General features: G+C 30.3%; 15 protein-coding genes. 7 read left to right on the top strand and 8 right to left on the bottom strand.

Annotated elements, in window-relative coordinates; translation table 11 throughout:
* Positions 1 to 81: 81 nt before the first annotated feature.
* The 3 genes from ABNT61_RS02995 to ABNT61_RS02985 form a co-directional block, all read right to left on the bottom strand.
* Positions 82 to 3,027 (bottom strand): TonB-dependent receptor domain-containing protein, encoded by a 2,946-nt coding sequence (locus ABNT61_RS02995; RefSeq protein ID WP_348744798.1) that lies wholly within the window; start codon positions 3,025 to 3,027, stop codon positions 82 to 84.
* A 14-nt stretch (positions 3,028 to 3,041) separates the two neighbouring features.
* Positions 3,042 to 4,052 (bottom strand): FecR family protein, encoded by a 1,011-nt coding sequence (locus tag ABNT61_RS02990; RefSeq protein ID WP_348744797.1) that lies wholly within the window; start codon positions 4,050 to 4,052, stop codon positions 3,042 to 3,044.
* A gap of 82 nt (positions 4,053 to 4,134) precedes the next feature.
* On the bottom strand, positions 4,135 to 4,701 hold the full coding sequence (locus tag ABNT61_RS02985; RefSeq protein WP_348711968.1) for a sigma-70 family RNA polymerase sigma factor: 567 nt from the start codon (positions 4,699 to 4,701) through the stop codon (positions 4,135 to 4,137).
* 139 nt (positions 4,702 to 4,840) lie between these two features.
* On the opposite strand from ABNT61_RS02985, the gene ychF reads away from it, so the two are divergent.
* Positions 4,841 to 5,932: a redox-regulated ATPase YchF gene (gene ychF / locus ABNT61_RS02980; RefSeq protein WP_348744796.1), complete on the top strand. Its 1,092-nt coding sequence runs from the start codon at positions 4,841 to 4,843 to the stop codon at positions 5,930 to 5,932.
* Between the two features lie 88 nt (positions 5,933 to 6,020).
* Positions 6,021 to 6,692, top strand: coding sequence for a DUF2461 domain-containing protein (locus tag ABNT61_RS02975; protein ID WP_348744795.1), 672 nt, complete (start codon positions 6,021 to 6,023; stop codon positions 6,690 to 6,692).
* Positions 6,693 to 6,728: 36 nt separating this feature from the next.
* Here ABNT61_RS02975 and ABNT61_RS02970 read toward each other — a convergent pair whose 3' ends face one another.
* The 3 genes from ABNT61_RS02970 to ABNT61_RS02960 are packed head-to-tail and all read right to left on the bottom strand — an operon-like array spanning position 6,729 to position 9,493.
* Positions 6,729 to 7,478 carry an SDR family NAD(P)-dependent oxidoreductase gene (locus ABNT61_RS02970; protein WP_348744794.1) on the bottom strand — a complete coding sequence of 250 codons (750 nt, stop codon included), beginning with the start codon at positions 7,476 to 7,478 and terminating at the stop codon, positions 6,729 to 6,731.
* A 53-nt stretch (positions 7,479 to 7,531) separates the two neighbouring features.
* Positions 7,532 to 8,095 carry a TetR/AcrR family transcriptional regulator gene (locus ABNT61_RS02965; RefSeq protein ID WP_348744793.1) on the bottom strand — a complete coding sequence of 188 codons (564 nt, stop codon included), beginning with the start codon at positions 8,093 to 8,095 and terminating at the stop codon, positions 7,532 to 7,534.
* Between the two features lie 60 nt (positions 8,096 to 8,155).
* Positions 8,156 to 9,493 (bottom strand): MATE family efflux transporter, encoded by a 1,338-nt coding sequence (locus ABNT61_RS02960; protein ID WP_348744792.1) that lies wholly within the window; start codon positions 9,491 to 9,493, stop codon positions 8,156 to 8,158.
* Positions 9,494 to 9,553: 60 nt separating this feature from the next.
* Between ABNT61_RS02960 and ABNT61_RS02955 the strand changes: the two genes are divergently transcribed.
* The 5 genes from ABNT61_RS02955 to ABNT61_RS02935 all read left to right on the top strand — a co-directional run bounded on the left by ABNT61_RS02955 (position 9,554) and on the right by ABNT61_RS02935 (position 13,590).
* Positions 9,554 to 9,955: a thioesterase family protein gene (locus ABNT61_RS02955; RefSeq protein WP_348744791.1), complete on the top strand. Its 402-nt coding sequence runs from the start codon at positions 9,554 to 9,556 to the stop codon at positions 9,953 to 9,955.
* Between the two features lie 27 nt (positions 9,956 to 9,982).
* Positions 9,983 to 11,095 (top strand): DEAD/DEAH box helicase, encoded by a 1,113-nt coding sequence (locus tag ABNT61_RS02950; protein WP_348741906.1) that lies wholly within the window; start codon positions 9,983 to 9,985, stop codon positions 11,093 to 11,095.
* 15 nt (positions 11,096 to 11,110) lie between these two features.
* Entirely contained in the window at positions 11,111 to 11,734 is a 624-nt protein-coding gene (locus ABNT61_RS02945) for a trimeric intracellular cation channel family protein (protein WP_348711954.1), read from the top strand.
* A 33-nt stretch (positions 11,735 to 11,767) separates the two neighbouring features.
* Positions 11,768 to 12,319 (top strand): LysM peptidoglycan-binding domain-containing protein, encoded by a 552-nt coding sequence (locus ABNT61_RS02940; RefSeq protein WP_348744790.1) that lies wholly within the window; start codon positions 11,768 to 11,770, stop codon positions 12,317 to 12,319.
* A gap of 191 nt (positions 12,320 to 12,510) precedes the next feature.
* Positions 12,511 to 13,590 carry an energy transducer TonB gene (locus ABNT61_RS02935; protein WP_348744789.1) on the top strand — a complete coding sequence of 360 codons (1,080 nt, stop codon included), beginning with the start codon at positions 12,511 to 12,513 and terminating at the stop codon, positions 13,588 to 13,590.
* A gap of 71 nt (positions 13,591 to 13,661) precedes the next feature.
* On the opposite strand, the gene ABNT61_RS02930 is transcribed toward ABNT61_RS02935, so the two are convergent.
* The gene (locus tag ABNT61_RS02930; protein ID WP_348744788.1) at positions 13,662 to 15,062 is read right to left on the bottom strand and encodes a TolC family protein; all 1,401 of its coding nucleotides are present in this window, start codon (positions 15,060 to 15,062) and stop codon (positions 13,662 to 13,664) included.
* On the bottom strand, positions 15,062 to 16,420 hold the full coding sequence (locus ABNT61_RS02925; RefSeq protein WP_348725440.1) for an HlyD family secretion protein: 1,359 nt from the start codon (positions 16,418 to 16,420) through the stop codon (positions 15,062 to 15,064). The genes ABNT61_RS02930 and ABNT61_RS02925 overlap by 1 nt, the downstream gene beginning before the upstream one ends.
* Position 16,421 lies beyond the last annotated feature (1 nt).

Here is a 16,421-nt window from a genome sequence, read left to right as displayed (position 1 = left end):
ATTATTTATTCAATTAACAATTCCGTTATACTATATCTAAGTAATTATGTTTTTGTTTATACTCTAAATTTTAAAAAAATTTTAAAAGTTTGCTAAAACTTTGCTGTAATAGAAGGCCCCATTACTTCCCATTTGTACTGCATCCCAAAGTCCGCCACTGTCAGTGTTTTCGCCTTGTACAGTAGGGTAAGTGTTGAAGAGATTATTGGCTCCAAACTGGAAGGAAAAATTTTTATTTAATTTGTAGGAAATATGAGAGTCAAGGGTGTATTTTGAATCATATTTATCAATAGCAGCTTCAAATCTTTCCTCTGAAGAGTTATTAAATTCGCTTATTGGATTTAGTATTTGCCAATCAATTAATTCTAAACTACTAAATCTTGTGATTGTATTGCTCCATGAAAATTTTCCTTTAGAAATAATTGAGTTGAAAATTATTTTATGATTTGGAGCTGATGCTTTTAGAAAGAAACGTTCTCTGATTCCAAAAAACGTCTCGGCATCTAAATCTTTATTATGAATCCTAGTAATGTTCATAGTGTTAACATTTCCTGTTAAACTTAAATTGAATTTAGTATCGTTCCAATTCTTCAACCAAATGAATCTAAAATCTGTACCATAGGTACTAGTATTTACACCATTTGCAAAAAATTGCACATTTTCTGCATCTGTATTTAATAGTGTAGCATCAAAATTCCCACTTAAAATTATTCGATCTTTTATATAAATATGATAGGCATCAATTGATAGATTTATATTCTTAGTAATTCTATAATTGAACCCTAAACTATAATTAACAGCTTTTTCTTCCTTGAGTCTTTGTATACCAAATTGACGTGTAATTGGATCATTATTAGCAATTAAAAAAGATTCCATTGGAACATTGTCTATATAATTTGTGAATTTTAAATTGTAATAAATTTGGGCTAGGGAAGGAGCTCTAAATCCTGTGCTAAAAGAGAAGCGTAAGTTTGATTTAGGTGTTATTTTATAATTAGAAGCAATCTTTGTATTAATCGAATTTCCAAAATCACTGTAATTTTCATATCGAATTGCTGTAGCTAAAATCCATTTTTTAGTGATATCTATTTCAGTATCTAAATAAAAACTAAAACTCGTTCTTGCTCTATCGACTTCATTACTCGGTGCATATCCTGGGAAACCTTGAGATCCACCAGGTCTTATTATCCCATTAAGAGTTGGAATTAAATTTATTGGAGTAGTGCTAGTTACTGGTAATCCGTTTATATCGTAAGATAGATACGATTCCTCCTCACCAGCAAAAATTCTGTAATTCTCTATTTTATTTTCTAATCCTAATGCGACATGTAAACCATTTAATATTCCGCTGAATTGTTTTGAAAGGTCAATATTAGTTGTGTTTTGATTTAAACTATGTCCACCAGCATCAAACTCACTGGGAGAATTTTCTAATAGCGTTGCATTTAAAGTCTCTTTGATGAAATAATGAAAATAATTATCACCATAACTATTACTAAAATCAACATTCCATCCTTTGAATTTACCTTTGAATCCTACGGTTAGAGATTTATCAGAAATATTTGAAGTAATTACTGGGTTAAAACCATCTGGATAGATTGACAACACATTTCTTTCACTATCAAATGGTCTAGTAAAAGCATAAGCTCTGGTATTTTTAAAATTATATCCACCATTTGTATATACGTTAATTGATTCTGAAATTGGAAGCTCTGAATTAAAAAATAAACTACTACTCGTTACTGCAGCGTCGCCGTAGTTCTCTCTGATATTAGTTCCTTGACGAAACGTATGTCCTTTTGTTAGGAATTCGGCCGATAGGTTAACAAATCCATTTTCACCGATTTTACCACCGTAATTCACATCGGTTTTAAAAGTCAACCCATCAATTCCCTTTCTTGAATCATCCTCATTATTAGTTGCATTATAAAATCCAAATGTAGAATTTATATTGGTTGTATTAGGATTATCCTTAAGAACAATGTTAATAACACCTGCAATAGCGTCAGAACCATATTGAGCGGATGCTCCATCTTTTAAAACTTCAATTCTTTTTATTGCAGAAGTAGGAATTGTATTCAAGTCTGTACCAGAATTTCCTCTTCCTCTAGTTCCATATAAATTGATTAATGAAGTCTGATGTCTTCTTTTACCGTTAATAAGTACTAAAGTTTGGTCAGGGCCAAGACCTCTATACGTTGCTGGAATTATATGATCTGCGCCATCGGACCCGGATTGTTTCGTAGCATTAAATGAAGGGATTTCAGTTTGAATTAATTGATTTACCTCTAATAAATCTGTTTTACGAATAACGTTTTGTACATCAATAACTTCGGTAGAAACTGGAGAATCTATTTTTTTACGCTTACTATTTCTAGAACCTACAATAAAAACTTCATCTAATTGTACACCAGATTTAAGTATAACAGTATTAAAGTTTTGAACGGAAAGAACACGTTCACTTGTAAAGCCAATATGAGATATTGTTAAGCTATTATCATTTGAAACCATTTCCAATTCAAAACTCCCATCATTTCTAGTTATAGTTCCATTTTGTGTATTATTCTCAATTACATTAGCTTTTCTAATGGGCTGATAAAAAGGATCTAATACAACACCTCTAATTATTCGTTTCTCATTTTCAAAATTTGAATTTAAACTATCACGTGAAATAGTATTATTTCCAGACACTACATTTGTTGAATATCTATTGTAATATGAACTTTTCTTAGGTTTAAAGACTACGTAATAATTATTACCAAGATATTCTAATTCATAAGGTGTTAGTTTTTTAAGTAAAGAAATAGATTGTTCTAAAGATAGTTTTTCAAATGGAGTTATATCTACTTTGTCCGATTTAATTACAATAGGATTGTAGGTAAAAAAAACCTTATGCTTTTCGCTAATCTCATCTAAAGCATCTGCTAAAAAAATATAATTATGTTCTTGCGAGACTCCCTGAAAAGAAAACAGGGTAAAAAACACTAAAACCAATAGATATAAACGGTATGTGTTTTTTAAGGTCATTAAAAATGGTAGGGTTAATTTTTATAAACTACTAGTATACCATTTTCTTTTTGAATTTTAATGTTTGTCGATTTTTTTATTGCGTTTAAACAAATCTCTAAATTGGTTGTTGGTACCTTTCCTGTAATTAAAATCTCCTTAGTTTCAGTAGAATGATGTTTAAACTCAACGCCATAATTTTCTGCAATTTTTATTAATGCTTCTTCTAAGTTTGTATTTTCAAAAATTAAGTTCCCACTTTTCCAAGAAACATGTTGATCACCCAATGTATTATTCTTATTAACAAGAATTTTACTCTCAGATGAAGAATATTCAATATAATTTCCAGGAATCATTTTTTGTTCATTACCATTATTTAAATTAAGCATGATACTTCCTTCTTCTAAAAAGACATTTGTTTTATTTTGCAATGTTTTTACATTGAATTGAGTTCCGAATACTTCAACAGTTAAATCTTTAGTTTTAACTCTAAATTTAGCTTTTGAAACTAAATCTTTTTTCACCTTAAAGAATGCTTCTCCTGATAATTCAATTGATCTTGGATTGAAGTTTGTGTAACTTATTGAAGAGTTTGAATTAAGGGTAACAACAGAACCATCTTCCAAAACAACATTCAACATTTCTCCATAAGTCGTTTTATGCGTAACTGTTGAAAATAACGAATAGGTAAACACACTTAAAGAAACTAATAATAAAAGGGTAGCGGCGATAGAAAGATATTTCACATTCACCAATCTTTTTCTATCCTTTTCCTGCTGGCTACTTTTTTTATCTTCTAAATTCTGGATTTTATCTGCTAATTTATCCCATTCAGTATTTACTTTATCCTCAGAAACAATTTCTTTTTTGAAATTAATTCCAATAATAATATCCTTAGCTTCAGCAGCTAAAACTTCATTTGTAGGTGCTTCTTTAAGCCACAATTCCCAATCAACCGCGTCAGAACTCTCAGGATTCAAAGCCCAATCATTAAAAGATTGATCTTCCAATAAATCTTGAATTGTGTTGTATTTCTTTTTTCTCATTCCTATAGTATACTGTACTATTATGTATTCTATTTATATAAAGACTATAAATTATGGATTATACTCTTTTGATAACGCAAATTTATGAATTTAATAATTTAACGATATCATCTTCATCTCTTAAGCTTTTTATTGCTTTATGAAGGGTATTAATTACACTCTGATAATTAATTCCCATTGTCTCTGCAATTTCATTAGCTTTAAAATTACAATTGAACTTTAAATAGATGACTTCTTTTTGTCTTTTTGGTAGTTGGTTAATGAGTTTAGCGAGGTTTTTATTCCTAAAAGTTAGTGACTCTTGTTTTGTTATAAACTCTTCCGGGGTAAAACTAATGTCTACAATATTTTTATCAATATGTCGAACAAAGGTATATTTTTGAGTTTTATTGATTCTTTTTATTATAAATCTTCTAAAGGAGGCAAATAGGTAAGGAGCTATGCTTTGTAAATCACTGAGGTTTTCTTTGTGCTCATAAATGTAAACGAAGAAATCTTGAAGTGCGTCTTCCGTTAAAACTTCGTCACGAGAAATTTTTAATCCATAACTATGTAGCGATGGATAAAACCTTTTAAAAAGAATAGAGAACGAATTCAAGTCTCCATCTTTTATTGATTTCCATAAAATTTCATCCGATAATTTACTCATTACATAAACTTCTTGCAGGCCTAAATTAAAAAAAAGAAGGAACTTAAGAAAAATAGAACTAGCTTTTTAATTAGAAATCTCGTAAAAGTAAAGTAATGTGCTATATTTGCACACGCAAAAAAATATCAATTTATATTACATGAAAGCTGGAATTGTAGGATTACCAAATGTTGGAAAATCAACTTTATTCAATTGTTTATCGAATGCTAAGGCGCAGAGTGCAAACTTTCCGTTTTGTACTATTGAACCAAATTTAGGAGTTGTAAATGTACCAGACCCAAGATTAGAGAAATTAGAGGAATTGGTAAATCCAGAAAAAGTGATTCCTGCAACTGTAGAAATTGTGGATATTGCTGGTTTAGTAAGAGGAGCAAGTAAAGGTGAAGGATTAGGAAATCAGTTTTTAGCTAACATTAGAGAAACGGATGCAATTTTACATGTGTTACGTTGTTTTGATAATGACAATATCGTTCACGTTGACGGTTCTGTAGATCCAATTAGAGACAAAGAAACAATTGATATTGAATTACAGTTAAAAGATTTAGAAGCTGTTGAAAAGCGATTAGAAAAAGTAAAGAGAGCTGCTAAAACTGGAAACAAAGAAGCTCAAGCTGAATTAGCACTTTTAGAAAAAATTCAAACAGTTTTATTAGAAGGAAAATCTGTTAGAACAATTGAATTTACTGAAAAAGAAGAAGAGCTTGTAAAGTCTATGCAATTCATCACAGCAAAACCTGTAATGTACGTTTGTAATGTAGATGAGTCTTCAGCGAAAGATGGAAATTCATATGTTGATCAAGTAAAAGAAGCTGTAAAAGACGAAGATGCTGAAATTATTGTTTTAGCTGTAGCAACAGAAGCAGACATTGCAGAATTAGAAGATTATGAAGAGCGTCAAATGTTCTTAACAGATATTGGATTAGAGGAGCCAGGTGTTTCTCGTTTAATCCGTTCAGCATATAAGTTATTAGATCTTCAAACATATTTTACCGCAGGAGAGAAAGAAGTTAGAGCTTGGACAATTCCGGTAGGAGCAACTGCACCTCAGGCTGCGGGAGTTATTCATACAGATTTTGAAAAAGGCTTTATTAGAGCTGAAACTATCAGTTATATCGACTATGAGACTTACGGTAGTGAAACGAAAGTAAAAGAAGCAGGTAAAGTTAGAGTGGAAGGAAAGGAATATGTAGTTGCTGATGGAGATGTAATGCACTTTAGATTTAACGTTTAAGAAGATATTATTCTCAGAAATAATAACAAGCTCAGAGCCTATTGGTTTTGAGCTTTTTTGTATTTTGTAATCACATAAACTAATTAGAATGCAAATAGAAAAATCAACCTTTCAATTCTTAAAAAAATTAGCTAAGAATAATAATCGTGATTGGTTTGCTGAACATAAACCTGAATTTGATTCGGTTCAAAAAGATGTAAAACAATTTTATAAGGAGATACAAGAAAACCTTGAATCACATGACGAAATTGAAAAGCATAAGTTTTTTAGAATATATAGAGATGTGCGTTTTTCCAAAGATAAAACTCCATATAAGACTCATTTTGCTGGATCATTTTCTAGAAGTGGTGCACATTTGAGAGGAGGATATTATCTTCGATTAAAACCTGGAGAAAGTTTTTTAGCGGGTGGTTTTTGGGAGCCAAATAAAGAGGATTTATACCGAATTAGAAAAGAAATTGAAATAGATGCTTCTGAATTCAGAGATATATTAGCTGATAAAAATTTTCAAAAATATTTTGGTGATAAATTCGAAGGAGATGAATTAAAAACTGCTCCTAAAGGATTTGATAAAACTCATCCAGATATAGATTTACTGCGTAAAAAAGGATATATAGCGGTTCGCAATTTTACAGACGAAGAAGTATTGTCAAAAGATTTTATAACAGAAATCAACAATTCATATTTGGCGTTAAGACCATTTTTTGATTTAATGAGTTCTGTTTTAACTACAAATCTAAATGGAGAATCAATACTTTAGGTAGAGTACCTAAAGTATTGATTTTTTGTTTCAGAATTAAATTTGACTTAATCCTCCATCAACTTCTAATTCAACTCCGTTGATATAAGAAGCATCCTCCGAAGCTAAGAATAATGCCGTTTTTGCTACTTCTTCAGATTGTCCAAATCTTCCAAGTGGTACACTTTGAGCAAAACCTTTACCCATTTCTTCAACTACTTCACCTGGTAAATTCATTTTACCATAAATTGGAGTTTCAATTGGACCTGGAGCAATAGAGTTTACTCTAATTCCTCTATCTTTTACTTCAGATGTTAATACTCTAGAATACGCTCTTAAAGCTCCTTTACTGGCAGAGTATACGCTAAATCCATCAAATCCTTTTTGATGAACAATCGAATTTGTAAATAAGATAGAACCGTTATCATTTAAATTAGGTAAAGCTTCCTTAACTGCTAAGATTGGTCCTTTTACATTAGTATCGAACACTTCAGTATAATGCTCATCCGTTATTTCGTTCGCAGCCGATAGTGGCGCAATTCCTGCGTTTAAGAATAAAACATCAATATTTCCATATTTGCTGACAGTTTCTTCAATTAAACGTTTGTTATCTTCAGGTTTAGAAACATCGGCTACAACGGTAAGAAAATCACCATCTAATTCCTTTGCTACTTCATCTAAAGCTTCTTGTCTTCTTCCTGAAAGTACAACTTTAGCTCCTTCATTTAAGAATAATTTTGCGGTTGCTAAACCAATTCCACTATTAGCACCTGTTATTACTGTTACTTTGTTTTTTAATTTACTCATGATCGTGTTAATTTTATTTGAAACAATCGTTTCAAATAAGGTTAAAAAAAATATTATTCAAGAACCGAAAGGATTGTTTTTACAATGCTTTGAGTATCTTTTTTATTGTCCATTAAAATAGTTGATAGATTAAAACCTTTTAAAGCAGTGACTAAATAAATAGCATAGTCATATGCATTTTTTTCATTGTTGATTGATCCTTCTTTTTGACCCTTTTCTACAATGTCTTTAAAAAGATCTATCATGCCATTATCATTATTTTTTAGAAACGTATTAATACTATCTTCCTGATTGGCCATTTCAGAGACACAGTTATTAATTAGACATCCATTTTTGCATTCTGCATTAGAATAAAAGATACGTTCTATTGTATTGATATGACAGCTATTTGATGTAATAATTCCTTGAATATGATCCATTGATTTTGATTGATAGTCTTTTAAACACATCATGTATAAATCTAATTTACTACCGAAAGTGTTGTAAATACTAGATCTGTTCAAACCAGTTGCATCAACAAGATCTTGCATAGAAGTTAACGTATAACTTTTCGTATGAAATACTTCTGTGACTTGTTGAACAACTAAATCTTTATCAAATGTTTCTGTCTTTGGCATATATTTGAAATGAACGTTCCAAAATTAAATAAAATCTACATTCAAAACTTAAATAAAATGTTAATTTTTTAATAATGAAATTTCCTTTTTAACGTAAACATAAGTAACGACGGTAGCTAGAAGGTCAGAAATAGGGAAAGAAAACCATATTCCATCCAAGCCAAAAAACATTGGAAGAACGATTATAAAGGGAATTAAAAATATAGATTGTCTTAATAAAGTTAAAATTAACGCAGGTTTTGCTTTTCCTACAGCTTGGAAATACGAAGCTCCAACCAGTTGAAATGCAATAAATGGAGTAGCCAACAATGTTGTTAAAATTGCATTAGGTGTCTGTTTTAATAATTCTTCATCATTAGTAAATACCGCAGTCATTTCATAATTTAAGAAATACACGGCGATAAAAATAAAGACACATAAAATTGTTCCATATTTATTGGCAGTATTTAAAACATCTTTAACTCGATCATAAAGTTCAGCTCCATAGTTGTAACCCGCAATGGGTAAAAATCCTTGAACAATGCCGAATACTGGGAAAAAGATGAACATCATTAATCTATTGATAATTCCAAAAACCGCAACAGAAGATTCATTTCCGTACTTAAATAATGAATAATTTAAAATGATTGTTAATACACTTACAGTTCCTTGTCGTACTAAAGTAATACTTCCTAATGAGCTGATCTCAGATACAATACTCTTTTCAAGTTTTAAATAACTTAAACCTATTTTAAGATTACTCTTTTTAGATAGTAGAAATCCTAGAATAAATAATCCACAAACAGCATAAGCAATAGATGTAGCTAATCCAGCTCCAAACATTCCCCAACCTAACACTTTAATAAATATTATGTCTAGAATAATATTCGCAACCGCAGGAAGAATTAATGCAATCATAGCATAAGTTGGTTTTCCTAATGCTCTAATAATAGGATTTCCCATCATTGCATAAGCTAAAAACGGTACACCAATAATAATTATTCTAAAATAAGGTAAAGCAGGTTCTAAAATATTACCATTGGCTCCAAATAAGCGGAGTACATGTTCGTCAAATACTAAACACAGCGTAACTAATATTACAGAAGATAAGGTGGTTAAACTAATTTGGTTTCCAAAAACCTTCTTTGCTTTTTCTACTTTATCGGCTCCAAGTGCTAAAGAAATCACTGAACTTCCACCAATTCCAATGGCCATTCCAATTGATGAAATTAAAAAACCAATAGGTAGAACCACGGTAATTGCAGCAATTGCTAAAACACCAATCCATTGACCAACGAAAATCGTGTCTACAATCATGTTGATAGACATTACAAGTATTCCAATAGAAGCTGGAATTGATTGTTTTAAAAGTAAGCGGCTTACTTTCTCTGTAGAAAGTTCATTGGCAATTTGATTCATAGTAGAAAATTAGTAAACAAATTAACGAAATAATACGCTTAGTTATGTATGTTTGTTTATATGAATTCAAATAAAATTTTTACTACTCAACGAACGGTTTTACCTGAAGAAATAGACGAGTTAAATCATGTTAACAACGTAGTTTATGTGCAATGGGTACAAGATATAGCTAAAATGCACTGGAATAAATTGATTAAAAATTCAACTGAGAAGGATTTTATTTGGGTGGTATTAAGACACGAAATTGATTATAAAAATCAAGCTAAACATAATGATGTAGTTACTTTAAAAACCTGGGTAGGAGAGACCGAAGGTGTAAAATCTATTCGTCATGTTGAAGTTTATAAAGAGAATACTTTATTAATTAGTGCAAAAACAACTTGGTGTTTATTGAACAGTAAAACTTTTCGTCCGACAAGAATTAATGAAAATATATTAAAATTACTTTCTCCAGCTGAATAAGACTATCTTTGCGGCAAAATTTTACAGATGTCGACATTCGCAGATTTAGGTGTACAAAAAGAATATATTAAAGGATTAAAAGAATTAGGAATTAAAACTCCTACAGAGATTCAGGAAAAAACTATTCCTTATTTAATTGATAATAAAAGTGATTTTATTGGTTTAGCTCAAACTGGAACAGGAAAAACCGCTGCATTTGGTTTGCCTATATTACATCAAATAAATCCGAATTCGGATAAAATTCAAGCTTTAATATTATCTCCAACAAGAGAACTTGTTCAGCAAATTAAAAAGCAGCTATTTAAATTTACGAAATATGTAGATCATAAAATATTTGTAGAAGGTGTTTATGGTGGAGAAAAGATTGAAAGACAAATAAAGAATTTAAAGAGAACTACACACATTGTAGTAGCAACTCCAGGAAGATTGATTGATTTAATTGAGAGAGGAGAAGTGGATTTAAAACATATTAAGACACTTGTTCTGGATGAAGCTGACGAAATGTTAAGTATGGGTTTTAAACTAGAAATCAATCGAATTCTTAAATACACCTCTGGAGATAGAAACACTTGGTTGTTCTCAGCTACAATGCCTGACGAAATCAAAAGGATTGTGAAAAATTACATGAATATTAACGCAAAACGAGTAGAAATTAATCCTGCATCACTCGTAAATGAAAATATAACGCATTATTATTCAGTAGTTACATTAGCAAATAAAACGGAAGAAATTATCTCTTTTTTAGAAGGTAGAGATGATGAAAGAGGTATCATATTTGTAAGAACTAAAGCTGGAGCAAGAAAACTTACTGCTGAGTTACAAAAAGAAGGATTTACAATTGGGGTTCTAGAAGGTGACATGAAACAGATTGAACGTGATAAGGTAATGAGAGCTTTTAAAAATCAAAGTTTACAGTATCTAGTATCAACTGATGTTGCGGCTCGTGGAATTGATGTTCGAAACTTAAATTTTGTTATTCATCATCAATTGCCAGAACAATTAGAATATTATACTCATAGAAGTGGACGAACAGCCAGAGGTGGAAATAGAGGTATATCTCAAGCGTTTGTACTTTCAAATGAAATCGAAAATATTCATCAAATTCAGAAGAAACTAAATATCGAGTTTATTAAAAAATAGTATTCCTCTTTAATTATGGACATAGTATATGTAATTGATATTCTAGGAACATTTGCTTTTGCTATTAGTGGAGCCTTAGTTGCATCCAAAAAAGAATTCGATCTTTTCGGTGTAATTATTCTCGCATTTGTTACAGCTGTAGGAGGAGGAATGTTGAGAGATATTCTTATCGATGCACATCCTATAAATTGGATTGGTGATTTAAATTATATCTATACCATTTTAAGTGCTGTTGTATTTACTTTCCTATTCAAGAGTAAAATTGCTCCATTAAGAAAAACCTTCTTTCTTTTTGACACCATTGGAATAAGTGTTTTTACACTTTTAGGATTACAAAAAGGGTTAAGTTTTAATTTACCTGCTATTGTTGCTATTATAATGGGAATGGTTTCTGCTGTGTTTGGTGGAGTGATAAGAGATGTTCTTTCAAGGGAAGTTCCATTAATATTTAAAAAGGAAATTTATGCTTCAGCTTGTTTGTCAGGTGGTTTGATATACTTATTGCTAAGACAAACTCCTATAAATGATAATTTGAACTTTATTATTTCTGCAATTGTAATCATAGTAATTAGAACCGTTTCTGTTGTTTACAAATTAGAATTACCAAAAATTAAAGATAATGTCTTTAGTAATAAATAATTAGTTCTTAACTTGTGGGATATACACGTTTATATGAAAAAAAGATTTTTACTTTTTAGTTTATTTTTAAGTATATCTATATTCTCTCAAGAAAAGAAATTACCTGAAGGTTGGGATAAAATTTTACTGGAAGGTAAAACTGCCTACATGAATTTAATTACAGGAGAAGTATCTGAAACCTTTCCTAAAAAAGCAGCAAAAAAACCGGAGCCAGTTGTAGAGTATGATCCTACAATTACACATAAAGTTGTAAAAGGAGAAACATTAAGTACAATTGCTAGAAAATATGAAATGAGTTTGGCTCAACTCTACCGATTAAATAGTTTACAAGATTTTGATAGTATTGAAATCGGTGATGAAATAGTTATTGGTTATGAAGATGAAAAGAAAAAGACGTCAAATAATACATTGAATCGTAAAGAAACTTCTATTGAAAATGTTTCTAAAAAGAAGCATATAGTACAATCAGGAGAAACCTTATTTAGTATTTCAAGAAAATATAAAACTTCAATACACTCAATAAGAAAAACTAATAATTTAGAATCTGACAATATTTTTACCGGTCAAGTATTAAAAATTAAATAGAAATTATATTTTTTTAACTTTTCTATAACGTTTTAGTTGTTAAAATGAATATTTCGCAATAACAACAATTGAACCATTCGTCGAAGAAATTAAGCAATTTAACGAAACTCTATAGCCAAAAAAATATCAAAACTCATTGATTTTGTATTAGTTCTGTAATTTTAGGGTGTAACTTTAAGACCCCTAGAATTATGGTTAAAAATACTTTACTTGCAATCCTATTAATCTGTTCAGTACAGAGTTTTGCACAATCATCGAAAACATGTGATAAAAAAGAAGAGGCAGTTTTAGACTTAAATAGTATAACGAAATGCTCAATTGAAAAGGCAGACGAAAAAACTAAAGAAGCTAAAGTGGCTGTTCAAGTAACTTCAAGAAGAAGAGTAGTAAGAAAAAGAGATGAAGCTACAGGATTAATGACAAATGATTATTCACACAAATTAGCTAAGATTAAAAAGAAAGCTGAAATTGTGAATAGTATTACAGTAGATAAGAATACAGGAATGAAAGTAATTCCTTTTAATTACGTAGATGAGATTCCATTATTCAAAAATTGTGAAGGTGTTGCTGCATATAAGCAAGAAAAGTGTTTTAAGTCAGAATTAGCAAGCCATATCAAGAGACATTTAAGATATCCAGAGAGTTCTTATGATAAAGGAATTCAAGGAAGAGTATTTGTTCACTTTATCATCGACAGAGATGGTAATGTAGATAAAATGAAAATTGTATCTCCATATAAAGGAGAAGAGTTAGGTAAGGAAGCGGAAAGAATTATGAAGAAGTTACCTAAGTTTAAGCCAGGAAAGCAATCTGGAACTCCAGTAACTGTGAAGTATGGTTTACCAATTACGTTCAGAATTCCTGGTGTAAAGCCAACTAATATTAGAAAAGCTCCTAAAAAAGCAGTTGTGAACACTGTATATGATTTCAAAGATGTTGAGAAAATTCCTCAATTCAAAGCTTGTAATGTTTCAGGAGATACTTCTATAGGATGTTTTAACAAAAACTTAGTAGAGCATATTCAAGATAATTTTGCATATCCAACTGAAGCAATCGACAAGAATATAGAAGGAAAAGTATTTGTATTATTTGTTGTTAACGCTAAAGGAGAAGTTGTTAATATAGAAGCTAAGGGTCCAGCAAATGGAGAAGTGTTAGAAAAAGCAGCGAAAGAATTAGTACAAAAATTACCAGTATTTAATGCAGCAGAGAAGAGTGGTAAGAAGGTAAACACTAGATACTCATTCCCTGTAGAATTTAAATTAAATTAAGAGAAGAACTTTATATACTTTTTAACTTTAACCATATGAAAAAAGCTGTACTAATTGTAGTACAGCTTTTTTTAATTTATCAATTGATTATTAATCAACTGATATAATGAAGCTTTTGCTCCAAAATATTTATTAAAATTATCAATTGCTTTTAATTGAGTTTCAATCAACTTTACTTCTCTGTAATTTATTCTGAATAAAGATCCTTCTCCAAGTAAAAACATTTTTTCTTCAGCTTTTACCAATACTTGATAGTCCTCTACCAAATCATTTAGAATTCTATTTTGTTCTAGGTAAGAATTTATTTCATTTTGAACAGCATCAATTTTATTTGATAAATTGGCTTTATTAGAAGAAATAACAAAGTCAATATCTTGTAACTTCAATCTTGCAAGTTTTAAATCTGAACGTTCTTTCCTAAGAAATAATGGAATACTCACATTTAATCCAGCCTTATAATTATCGGTATCCAGATTAGAAAGATCTCCAAATTTAGACGTCAGGAAATTATACTCTACATCTACTTTTGGTAAAAGATTATTCAATCTTAATCTTTTATCTATTATTAAATTTTCCTTTTTGTATTCTAATGATCGAATTTTAGCGTGGTTATTCACAATTGCCTGATTATTATTTAATGTGCTTGTATCAAGCGTATTATCAATAGAGGCAAGTGTATTCATATCCGGAATAATTTGTTCTTCTAATTCTAGAGGTAAATTATCTTCCAACCATAAAAAGTTGGCCAATTTCAATTTTGATTTAACATACTTTAGCTTAGCCTTTTCTAAATCTAAAATTCTATTTTTTAAATTAATAGAAGCTTCTAAGGTGTCAACAGCAGGTTTATCACCTTCTTCAAAACTTCGCTTAACATTAGAAAAACGATCGCTAGCATTCTTTAAAAAGTTTCTATATGTGTTACGCTTTTGATATTCTTTCAACCAATCGAAATAGGTGAGTATCGCCTTATATAAAATTTCATTGACTAAAATTTGCTGATCTGCTCTAGCTTGTGATCTGTAAATTTTTGCTTTTTTAAGCGTGGCCATTCTTTCGTTGGTTAATAATCCTCTAGCTAAAGAAGCAGAAACACCAGCACTATACAAACCTTCATCTGGAACTGTAAATTCGGGATTTAGAAATGCTCCAGAATTCTTCTCATAATTCCCTTTAAACTCTAATCCATACCAAGTTGGTATTTTAAACGTAGTATTAAGCTTATCAAAATAATTAGTATTCTTAAACTTCTTTTTGTCGTAATCAACTTCAATCTTAGGATCAAAAGCTCCACGAGCTTTCATCAACTTTATTTCTCCTTCTGTAGTTTTCAGTTGCGCCTGTTTTAGAATAGGATGAAACTTTTTTACATATCCAATATACTCACTTAGTGTAAGTGTTGAATCTATCTCAGTTTGCGAAAAACCTAAATAAACACTGAATATTAAAAAATAACTTAGAAATTTCTTCATTACTTTTTCTTTTTAGAAGAATTATCAATTTTTCTTTCTGGTTGGTAAAAGTTAGGAGGGAAGCTGTTAATCTGTCTCCACATTTCAAACCAAATCGGAACATTATCTAATAAGGCAATTGTTTTAGCTCCAGAACCAACTCGAATTGCTGTAGGCCAAGGATGATCATCTTTATTCGGTGCTAACAATACTCTATACATTCCATTTTCACTAATAAAGTTTTCAATTGCTACAACTTTAGCCCCATAAGTACCATAAGATACATTTGGCCATCCACTAAATACAATAGCAGGCCAACCATCAAATTGTACACGCACATCTTCATTTATATGAATTAACGGTAAATCAATTGGTCTTACATACATTTCTACCGCTAACTCATAATTAGCTGGCATTATTCCAACCAATTCTTCTCCTTCTTTAAATGTTTCACCAATACCTGATTTAATAGCTTTGTTGATAAATCCGTCTTGTGGTGCAGTTATATATAGTAAACTATTTCTTCTACTGTAGTTAGCAACATTAGTTTCCAATTTAGAAACTTGAGCTCTTGTATCTAAAGCAGCAGATTTCGCGGTAAAAAGGTTACTATTTGCTTTCGCAATTTTGTCATCATAACTAGCATTAATGGTCGAAATATCCAATCTTGCATTAATTACTTTGTTCTGTGACGATAAATATTTGTTTTGCTGTGAGATTAATTTAGCAGCCGCTTCTTGAAATTTCGCTCGCTTTTCTTCAACGTCTTTTACTGCTTTTAATCCTTCTTTTTGAAGATTTATAACACGATCAAATTGAGTTTTAGCAATGGTATTTTTAGTTTCTACAGCTTTTAAATCGATGCTATCACTTCGTACCTGTAGGTTTGCTTGCAACAACTTATTATTTGCTTGCTGAAGTTTTAACCTTTTCTCTCGCTCTAATGCATTAATTTGACGTTCTAAAGCTTGTACTTTATTGTTATAAGCATCTACAGATTGACTTTTTACATCAAGCTGCTCTTGAGTTCTTTCAGTTAATCTGTTATCAAAATAATCACTTTTGATCTCAGAAATTCTAAGAATTGTATCTCCTTTTTTTACAAAATCTCCCTCACGTACAAACCATTCTTCAATTCTACCTGGAATTTGTGATTGTAAAGTTTGTGGTCTTTGATTAGGTTGTAATGTTGTTACGTTTCCTTTACTTGAAATGTTCTGTGTCCAAGGCAAGAATAAAATAACCAAAATCATTATAGAAAACCCCATTAAGAATTGTCTAAATCTTTTGTGATATTCTTTAGTAAATATATCTTCACCAGATTTGAACTTAGTCAAATCAATATTTTTTGAAATCGAATTATTTGAAATATTAAGCATT

It is taken from the genome of Tenacibaculum sp. 190524A05c, assembly GCF_964036595.1.
Lineage (GTDB): Bacteria > Bacteroidota > Bacteroidia > Flavobacteriales > Flavobacteriaceae > Polaribacter > Polaribacter platacis.
Note: the sequence above shows the minus strand (reverse complement) of the source record. Positions and strands in the feature narration are given on the sequence as shown.

Excerpts from the sequence above, each read along its gene's own strand:
- ABNT61_RS02925 (WP_348725440.1), bottom strand. The coding sequence starts at position 16,420 with ATGCTTAATATTTCAAATAATTCGATTTCAAAAAATATTGATTTGACT.
- ABNT61_RS02990 (WP_348744797.1), bottom strand. The coding sequence starts at position 4,052 with ATGAGAAAAAAGAAATACAACACAATTCAAGATTTATTGGAAGATCAA.
- ABNT61_RS02965 (WP_348744793.1), bottom strand. The coding sequence starts at position 8,095 with ATGCCAAAGACAGAAACATTTGATAAAGATTTAGTTGTTCAACAAGTC.
- ABNT61_RS02970 (WP_348744794.1), bottom strand. The coding sequence starts at position 7,478 with ATGAGTAAATTAAAAAACAAAGTAACAGTAATAACAGGTGCTAATAGT.
- ABNT61_RS02985 (WP_348711968.1), bottom strand. The coding sequence starts at position 4,701 with ATGAGTAAATTATCGGATGAAATTTTATGGAAATCAATAAAAGATGGA.
- ABNT61_RS02940 (WP_348744790.1), top strand. The coding sequence starts at position 11,768 with ATGAAAAAAAGATTTTTACTTTTTAGTTTATTTTTAAGTATATCTATA.
- ABNT61_RS02960 (WP_348744792.1), bottom strand. The coding sequence starts at position 9,493 with ATGAATCAAATTGCCAATGAACTTTCTACAGAGAAAGTAAGCCGCTTA.
- ABNT61_RS02950 (WP_348741906.1), top strand. The coding sequence starts at position 9,983 with ATGTCGACATTCGCAGATTTAGGTGTACAAAAAGAATATATTAAAGGA.
- ABNT61_RS02955 (WP_348744791.1), top strand. The coding sequence starts at position 9,554 with ATGAATTCAAATAAAATTTTTACTACTCAACGAACGGTTTTACCTGAA.
- ABNT61_RS02945 (WP_348711954.1), top strand. The coding sequence starts at position 11,111 with ATGGACATAGTATATGTAATTGATATTCTAGGAACATTTGCTTTTGCT.
- ABNT61_RS02995 (WP_348744798.1), bottom strand. The coding sequence starts at position 3,027 with ATGACCTTAAAAAACACATACCGTTTATATCTATTGGTTTTAGTGTTT.
- ychF (WP_348744796.1), top strand. The coding sequence starts at position 4,841 with ATGAAAGCTGGAATTGTAGGATTACCAAATGTTGGAAAATCAACTTTA.
- ABNT61_RS02930 (WP_348744788.1), bottom strand. The coding sequence starts at position 15,062 with ATGAAGAAATTTCTAAGTTATTTTTTAATATTCAGTGTTTATTTAGGT.
- ABNT61_RS02975 (WP_348744795.1), top strand. The coding sequence starts at position 6,021 with ATGCAAATAGAAAAATCAACCTTTCAATTCTTAAAAAAATTAGCTAAG.
- ABNT61_RS02935 (WP_348744789.1), top strand. The coding sequence starts at position 12,511 with ATGGTTAAAAATACTTTACTTGCAATCCTATTAATCTGTTCAGTACAG.